Annotated in this window: 4 protein-coding genes; 2 read left to right on the plus strand and 2 right to left on the minus strand. The window is 70.0% G+C overall.

Annotation, left to right across the window (positions count from 1 at the left end; translation table 11 throughout):
* Positions 1-2: 2 nt before the first annotated feature.
* Positions 3-2,453, minus strand: coding sequence for a leucine--tRNA ligase (leuS, locus tag HNR40_RS49475; protein ID WP_376773609.1), 2,451 nt, complete (start codon positions 2,451-2,453; stop codon positions 3-5).
* A gap of 695 nt (positions 2,454-3,148) precedes the next feature.
* Between leuS and HNR40_RS49480 the strand changes: the two genes are divergently transcribed.
* Positions 3,149-4,753: a hypothetical protein gene (locus tag HNR40_RS49480; RefSeq protein ID WP_184974581.1), complete on the plus strand. Its 1,605-nt coding sequence runs from the start codon at positions 3,149-3,151 to the stop codon at positions 4,751-4,753.
* Between the two features lie 3 nt (positions 4,754-4,756).
* Here HNR40_RS49480 and HNR40_RS49485 read toward each other — a convergent pair whose 3' ends face one another.
* A complete protein-coding gene (locus HNR40_RS49485; protein ID WP_184974585.1) occupies positions 4,757-5,998 on the minus strand; it encodes a cytochrome P450 in 1,242 nt (413 codons plus the stop codon).
* Between the two features lie 230 nt (positions 5,999-6,228).
* On the opposite strand from HNR40_RS49485, the gene HNR40_RS49490 reads away from it, so the two are divergent.
* Positions 6,229-7,260 (plus strand): TRM11 family SAM-dependent methyltransferase, encoded by a 1,032-nt coding sequence (locus HNR40_RS49490; protein ID WP_312896831.1) that lies wholly within the window; start codon positions 6,229-6,231, stop codon positions 7,258-7,260.
* The last annotated feature ends 205 nt before the right edge of the window (positions 7,261-7,465 follow it).

A 7,465-nucleotide genomic window follows, 5' to 3' on the forward strand; every position in this document is an offset into this window, starting at 1 on the left:
GGTCAGGGGACGATGTTGACCAGCTTCGGCGCGCGGACGATCACCTTGCGAGGCTCGCCCGACAGGTGCGCCCGCACCTTGTCCGAGGCCAGCGCCAGCGCGCGCAGGTCGTCCTCGGAGATGTCGGGGGCCACCTCAAGCCGGTCGCGGACCTTGCCGGCCACCTGCACGACGGCGGTCACCGAGTCCTCGACCAGCAGCGCGGGGTCGGCCACCGGCCAGCCCGCCAGCGCCACCGAGCCGGTACGGCCCAGCCGCTCCCAGCCCTCCTCCGAGGTGTAGGGCGCGACCAGCGACAGCATGACCGCCAGCGACTCGGCCGCCTCGCGCACCGCGGGGTCGCCGGCGCCGGGGCCGGAGTCGATGGCCTTGCGGGCGGCGGAGGTCAGCTCCATCAGGCGGGCTATCGCCACGTTGAACCGGTAGGACTCGATCAGCTTGGTGACCTCGTCGATGGTCTTGTGGGTGACCTTGCGCAGCGCCAGGTCGCCCTGCGCGAAGTCGCCGCCGGGCGCACTGGCGACCTCGTCCATCACGCGGAAGGCGCGGGCCAGGTACTTCTGCGAGGCCTGCGGCGAGACGTCGGCCCAGTCGATGTCGTCCTCGGGCGGGCTGGCGAACAACATCGTCAGCCGGACCGCGTCGACGCCGAAGTCGTCGATCTGCTTGCCCAGGTCGACGCCGTTGCCCAGGGACTTCGACATGGCCTTGCCGCCGTTGATCACCTGGCCCTGGCCCAGCTGGCGCATGAACGGCTCGGTGAAGCCGACCATGCCCATGTCGTGCAGCACCTTGACGAAGAAGCGTGAGTAGAGCAGGTGCAGGACCGCGTGCTCGACGCCGCCGACGTACATGTCGATCGGGCCCCACTCGCGGATCTTCTCCACGTCGAACGGGCCGTCGGTGTAGTTGGGGTCGGTGTAGCGCAGGAAATACCAGGCGGAGTCGACGAAGGTGTCCATGGTGTCGGTGTCGCGCTTGGCGGCGCCGCCGCACTTGGGACAGGCGACGTTGACCCACTCGGTGGCTCCGGCCAGCGGGGAGATGCCCTTGGGGGCCAGTGCCTCGCCGCGCAGGTCGGGGAGCGTGACCGGCAGCTGGTCGTCGGGGACCGGCACCTCGCCGCAGTCGGGGCAGTGGATGATCGGGATCGGCGTGCCCCAGAAGCGCTGACGCGACAGCAGCCAGTCGCGCAGGCGGAAGTTGATCGCGCCCTTGCCCCGGCCGTCGGTCTCCAGGCTCCGGATGATCGTGGCGATGGCCTCGGCCTTGGTCAGGCCGTCCAGCGGGCCGGAGTTGACCAGCGTGCCCTCGCCCGGGGTGGCCTCGCCGGTCTCGCCGGGGTCGGCCAGCCCGGTGTGCACGACGACCTGCACCGGCAGGCCGAACTTCAGCGCGAAGTCCAGGTCGCGCTGGTCGTGCGCGGGCACCGCCATGATCGCGCCGTGGCCGTAGTCGGCCAGGACGTAGTCGGCGGCCCAGACCGGGATGCGCTCGCCGTTGACCGGGTTGATCGCGTAGCGGCCCAGGAAGACGCCGCTCTTGTCCTTGTCGGTGGACAGGCGCTCGATGTCACTGAGCTTGGCGACCTCGGCGCGGTAGGCCTCGAACTCGGCGCGGTGCTCGTCGGTGACGATCTCGTCGGCCAGCGCGGCGTCCACGGCGACCACGAAGAACGTGGCGCCGAACAGCGTGTCGGGGCGCGTGGTGAAGACGTGGACCGGCTCCTCGCGGCCTTCGATCTCGAACACCACGTCGGCGCCCTCGGAGCGGCCGATCCAGTTGCGCTGCATCGTCAGCACGCGCTCCGGCCAGCCGCCCTCCAGCTGGCTCATGTCGTCCAGCAGGCGCTGCGCGTAGTCAGTGATCTTGAAGTACCACTGCGTCAGCTCGCGGCGCACGACCTCGGCGCCGCAGCGCTCGCACTTGCCGGCCACGACCTGCTCGTTGGCCAGCACGGTCTGGTCGTTGGGACACCAGTTGACCAGGCCGCCCTTGCGGTAGGCCAGGCCGCGCTCGAAGAAGCGGTTGAACAGCCATTGGTTCCAGCGGTAATACTCGGGGTCGCTGGTGTGCAGGCGGCGCGACCAGTCGAAGGAGATCGCGTAGCGCTTGAAGGAGTTGGCCTGGACGTCGATGTTGGCGTAGGTCCACTCGGCGGGGTGGGCGTTCCGCTTGATCGCGGCGTTCTCGGCGGGCAGGCCGAAGGAGTCCCAGCCGATGGGGTGCAGGACGTTGTAGCCCTGCTGGAACCAGTAGCGGGCGACGACGTCGCCGATGGCGAAGACCTCGCCGTGGCCCATGTGAAGGTCACCGGAGGGGTAAGGGAACATGTCCAGCATGTAGCGGCGCTCGCGGGGGTCGGCGGCGTCCTCGCTGGCCCGGAACGGGTCCTGCTCCTCCCATCGCTGCTGCCACTTGGCCTGCAGCGCCTGCGGGTCGTACTCACTCACGGCGGTGTCCTTCTGGTTTGATTCTGACCCCATAAGAAAACCCCTCGTGTGACACGAGGGGTAGCCGCGACGGCGAGATCTCAGGGCCGTCGCGGCCCGCTAAGAAGCAGGGTCGCGGAACGCATAGGTCAAGCCTAGCGCACGTCTTCGGAAGAATGAGGGGACTACGCCTGGGCCACCCGGCAGAATGGGCCCTTCAGGTCCTATGAGACCTCGTTGAGATCTATCCGTTGTGACCTCATATGTCCCTTTAGAATACTCTCGTCGCCGTGGCCAACCCTGCTGAGCCTGAACGATCAGCGGCCGACCTGCCGATGCAGGATCCGCCGACGGATCCGCACGGCTTCGCACGTTTCCCTGCGGAACCCCACGGGCCACATGAGATCATGCCGGATGCGTCTAATCCGGACATAACCTCGGGAGGTACGGCAGCAATGGCAACGGAGAATTCCGGAGCACCACACTTGCCGCCATCCTGGCCCGAGGTGCCCACGTCCTGGCCGGAAGCTCGCGACGAGGTGCCGACCTCATGGCCGGAGGCGGGACCGCCGCCGCAGCCCACCTGGCCGGAACCACCCCAGCGTGACCCCCTTGGCGGCAGGGACCCCGTGGTCGATCCTCTTGACCCTTTGGGTGATCTGTCGGGTGGCAGACGAGGGGGCCGGGACGCACAGGGAATGAGAGACCAGCAGAGCATGCGTGATCAGCAGAATATGCGCGAACAGGGCATGTGGGAGCAGGGGATGCGGGAGCAGCCCCCTGTCCGGGATCCGTTGCCCGCCTGGTCCGACACCCCCGCCCCCGCTCCTTGGCCGGAGACCGCGCAGCCCGGCGCCCACTCCGCCCCGCAGAGCCCGCTCCCGCAGCACCTTTCCGGGCAGAACCCGCTCCCGCAGAGCCCGTCGCCGCAGAACCCGCTCCCGCAGAACCCGCTTCCGCAGAACCCGTCCATGCAGAGCCCGTCAGCGCAGAGCCCTTCGGGGCAGCAGAGTCCGGGTCAGCAGGTGTGGCCGGAGATGCCGCCGCCCGTGGACGGCGCCTGGTCCAACCTGTCCAGCCCCGCTCCTTGGCCCCCGGCCGGACCGCCGCAGAAGGACCCGTGGCCCCCGGCCGCGCCGCCGCCGGTGGACGCCCAGCCCGACCCGCGCGCCTGGCAGCAGGACGGCCGCCCCGATACCCCTGCCTGGCAACCGGACGGGCGCGGCGCGGAGGCCCAGGGGTGGCAGCCCGACGGGCGCGGCGCGGAGGCCCCGGCCTGGCAGCCTGGGCAGCAGCCGGGTCAGCCCGGTCAGCAGGCCGCACCCAAGGGTGACCCCATGGATCGGACGATCACCTACAACGAGGCCTACCCCACCCCGGCCGCCCCTCCGCAGGAGCCGGGCGAGCAGCAGGGCCAGCACGCGCGGCCGGGTTCCAACCTGAGCCGCGACCCGTCCGACCCCGACCGCCCGTTCGTCACCGCGGGTCAGATCAGCGGCTCGCGCACCCCTCCGCCCGAGCGCCAGCAGGAGCTCTGGAACACCGTCTTCGGCGACAACTACCAGGAGATCGGCGAGGACGGCAAGGAGTCGCTCGACGAGCCGGGCAAGCCGGTGTGGCTGTTCGCGCTGGCCGCCTCGGTCGCGGTGGCGCTGGTGATCGCGCTGGTATGGGCGTTCGTCGCGGGACCGCTGGCCAGCGAGAGCGAGCCGACGGACCCGCCCGCCGCCAAGCCCCAGGCCACCGGCAAGCCCACGCCGGTCAAGACGTCCACCACGATCGGCCCGCTGAAGCGCTTCCCCGGCAAGGCCGCCCCGGTCATGGGCGTGGTCCCGGACCAGCAGGCCGGCATCTCGGTCCCCCGCCTGGGCGGCACCTGGCTGCTCGACCAGCGGCCCCTGGTGAAGACCACGTACGGCTACGACACCCGCCAGTACGTCCAGGTCGGCGTCGACAACTACGCCAACCTGATGACCGGCCCGCTCCCCCAGCGCCTGGCCGCCTCCTACACCTCCAAGGACGACCTGGAGCCGGTGATCAAGCAGGTCGTGCTGAGCGCCCGCAAGCGGTTCTTCCCCGAGGACAACAAGGTCAGGAAGATCGCCCAGCAACCGCTCAAGATCAACGGCTCGACCGGCCGCCTGATCGCCTACGAGCTGACCTCCGGCACCGGCAAGGCCACGATCGTGACCGCGGCGATCAACACGGCCAACGAGCTCCCGGCCATCGTCTACATGTCGGTCCCGGGCGACGCCAAGCGGCTCCTGCCCGACATCAACACCGTCGTCAAGCAGATCAAGGTGACCAACCCGGCCCCCTGACCCTCAGAAGGTGCACTCCATGTGCTTGATGCCGTTGATGAAGCTGGAGTGCAGCCGGTCCGGGTGACCGACCTCCAACTGGGGGACGCGGCGCAGCAGTTCGCGCAGCATCACGGTGATCTCCCTGCGGGCCAGGTGGGCGCCGAGGCAGAAGTGGGGGCCGGGCCCGCCGTACCCGACGTGGGGGTTGGGGTCGCGGGTGATGTCGAAGGCGTACGGGTCGGCGAAGACGCGCTCGTCGCGGTTGGCGGCCCAGTAGAACAGGACGACCTTCTCGCCCTCGCGGTACATGTTGCCGTTCATCTCGTGGTCGCGGGTGACCTTGCGGCGCATGAAGTTCACCGGCGACGCCAGGCGGACGATCTCCTCGACGGCGCCGGGCAGGCGGGCCTCGGTGTCCGCCAGGAGGAGGGCGCGCTGGTCCGGGTGGTTGGAGAGCAGGCGCATGCCGTACGAGATGGCGTTGCGGGTGGTCTCGTTGCCGGCCACGACCAGGAGGATGAAGAAGGAGCCGAGCTCCTGAAGCGTCAGCTGCTCGCCGTCGATGTTGGCGTTGACCAGGGCGGAGATGAGGTCGCTCGTGGGGTGGTCCGCGCGGTGGGCCGCTTGGTCCTGGACGAGCTGCTGGAGTTCCATGCCGGCGTTGAGGAGGCGTTCGGCGACCTTGGTGATGTCGTCGCCGGCGTACTCGGGGTCGAAGCCGCCGAGGATCTGGTTCGAGCGTTCGAAGATGAACTGGTAGTCCTTCTCCGGGATGCCCATCATGTCGCAGATGATCTTCAGCGGCAGGCGGGCGGCGACCTCGGTGACGAAGTCGCAGCCGGGGCCGGTGACGAGGAGGTCGTCGACGATCCGGGCGGCGGCGGTCTCCACGTCGGCCTCGAACTGCTTGATCATCTTGGGCGTGAAGGCCCGGGAGACGATGCGGCGCAGGCGGGCGTGGCGCGGGTCGTCCATGTTGATCATCGAGCCGAAGTACTCGGCGAACTCCGGGGGCATGTCGGGGATGTTCGTGGCCCCGCCCCTGCCCGAGCTGAACACCTCCGGGTTACGGCTGGCCTCCAGGATGTCGGCGTGCCTGACGAGCGCGTGGTAGCCGATGCCCTTGGGGGCGAAGGACACCTCCATCTCCTCGAAGAAGGCGGGGGTGTCCCGTGCGCGCAGCGTGTCGAATGCCGCTTCGCGCTCGGCCATGGGCCTGGCCCAGAAGTGCTGATCCGACAGATCGAAGTCGAGTGCGCTCATATGCCCATGATTCGAGAAAGCGCCTACTTACGTCAATACTTTGGACGTACACCGTACGTAGGCCCAGGAAAATCGATGGCCCGCCGTCCCGCGGGCCCGATAGCTTCGGGCGTATGACGTTCTTCTTCCTGCGTTAGCGACCCCGTCGGCGGGCACGCGGCTCGTGACCCACCGCCGGCGATGCGGGACGGCTCCACGCCCTCCCGAGTCGCGACGTGGGAGAAGGACACGTGCATACCCTTGCCGTGGCCAGGTCGGTGCACGGCATCGAACACCTGGTCGCCACGGAGATCCGTCATGCCGGGCTGGGCCTCGTGCGCGAGGTGCGGCACCGGGAGGTCTGGTTCGAGGTCACGGGGCCGGGGGCGCTGGAGCTCCGCATGGCCGACGACGTACTGCTCGTGGGAGCCGTGGTCGACGGCGTCGGACCGCGCCGTGACGCGCTGCGCCGCCTGGCCTCGGCCGCCGCGACCATCGACGTCCACCGCCTCACCGCCGCGCGCCCCCTCGAACCCGGCGCGCCTGAGCCTGGCGTGCGTCCGCTTGAGCCTGGCGTGCGGCCTTCAGGCGTGGAGGTGTCCGCCTCGTTTCTGGGGCGGCGGGCCTACAACCGCTACGACGTCGAGGACGCGGTCGGGCCCCTGCTCGGCCGTCCCTATCACTCGCGGCGCGACGGCCGGGTGCCTCCGGCCGGCGCCGCGTCGTGGCGGGTGACGGTCGAGGGCGAGCGGGCCGTGATCGCCCTGCGCGCGGGCGCGCGTCCGCTGCACCGCCGTGCCTACAAGGTGCGCTCGGTGCCGGGGACGCTGCACCCGCCGCTGGCCGCCGCGATGGCGTACCTGGCCGAGCCGAAGGGGCTGGTGATCGATCCGTGCTGCGGCGCGGGCACCACGCTCATCGAGGCCGCCGCCCTCGCGCCTGAGGCCCGCACGCTCGGGTTCGACCGTTCCGGCGAGGCGATCGCCGCGGCCGCCGTCAACGGGCCGCGGCTGGCGTGGGTGCGCGCCGACGCGGGGCGGGTCCCTCTGCCCTCGGGGAGCGTGGACCGCGTGCTGGTCAACCCGCCCTGGCAGCGGCAGGTACGGCTGGCCGGGTCCGGTCACCGGCTCTGGACCGAGCTGCGCCGGGTGCTGGCCGACGGAGGGCGGGTGGTGGCGCTGGTGCCTGAGGTGCCGCGCGGCTGGGCCGTACAGGAAAGGGTGGATATTTCGCTTTTTGGGCGGCATCCCATCCTGGCCATGATGACTCCGGACAAATCCTGATCACGGTTTTGGTGGGCGCGGGACATCAGGGCCGGGTCCGGCGGCTGGCAGCGTGGACGCATGAGTAGCCCTGTGTCAAGCAGCAGCCGGTTGATCTTGGTTGAGGAGTTGTTGGAGGGCTCTGTGCTGGGTGGGGTCGTAGGCGATGCCGTCCTGCCAGCAGTGCCAGATCACGAACAGCCAGGCGCGGGCGAGGATGCGGACG

The sequence above is a fragment of the Nonomuraea endophytica genome (assembly GCF_014203235.1).
Lineage (GTDB): Bacteria > Actinomycetota > Actinomycetes > Streptosporangiales > Streptosporangiaceae > Nonomuraea > Nonomuraea endophytica.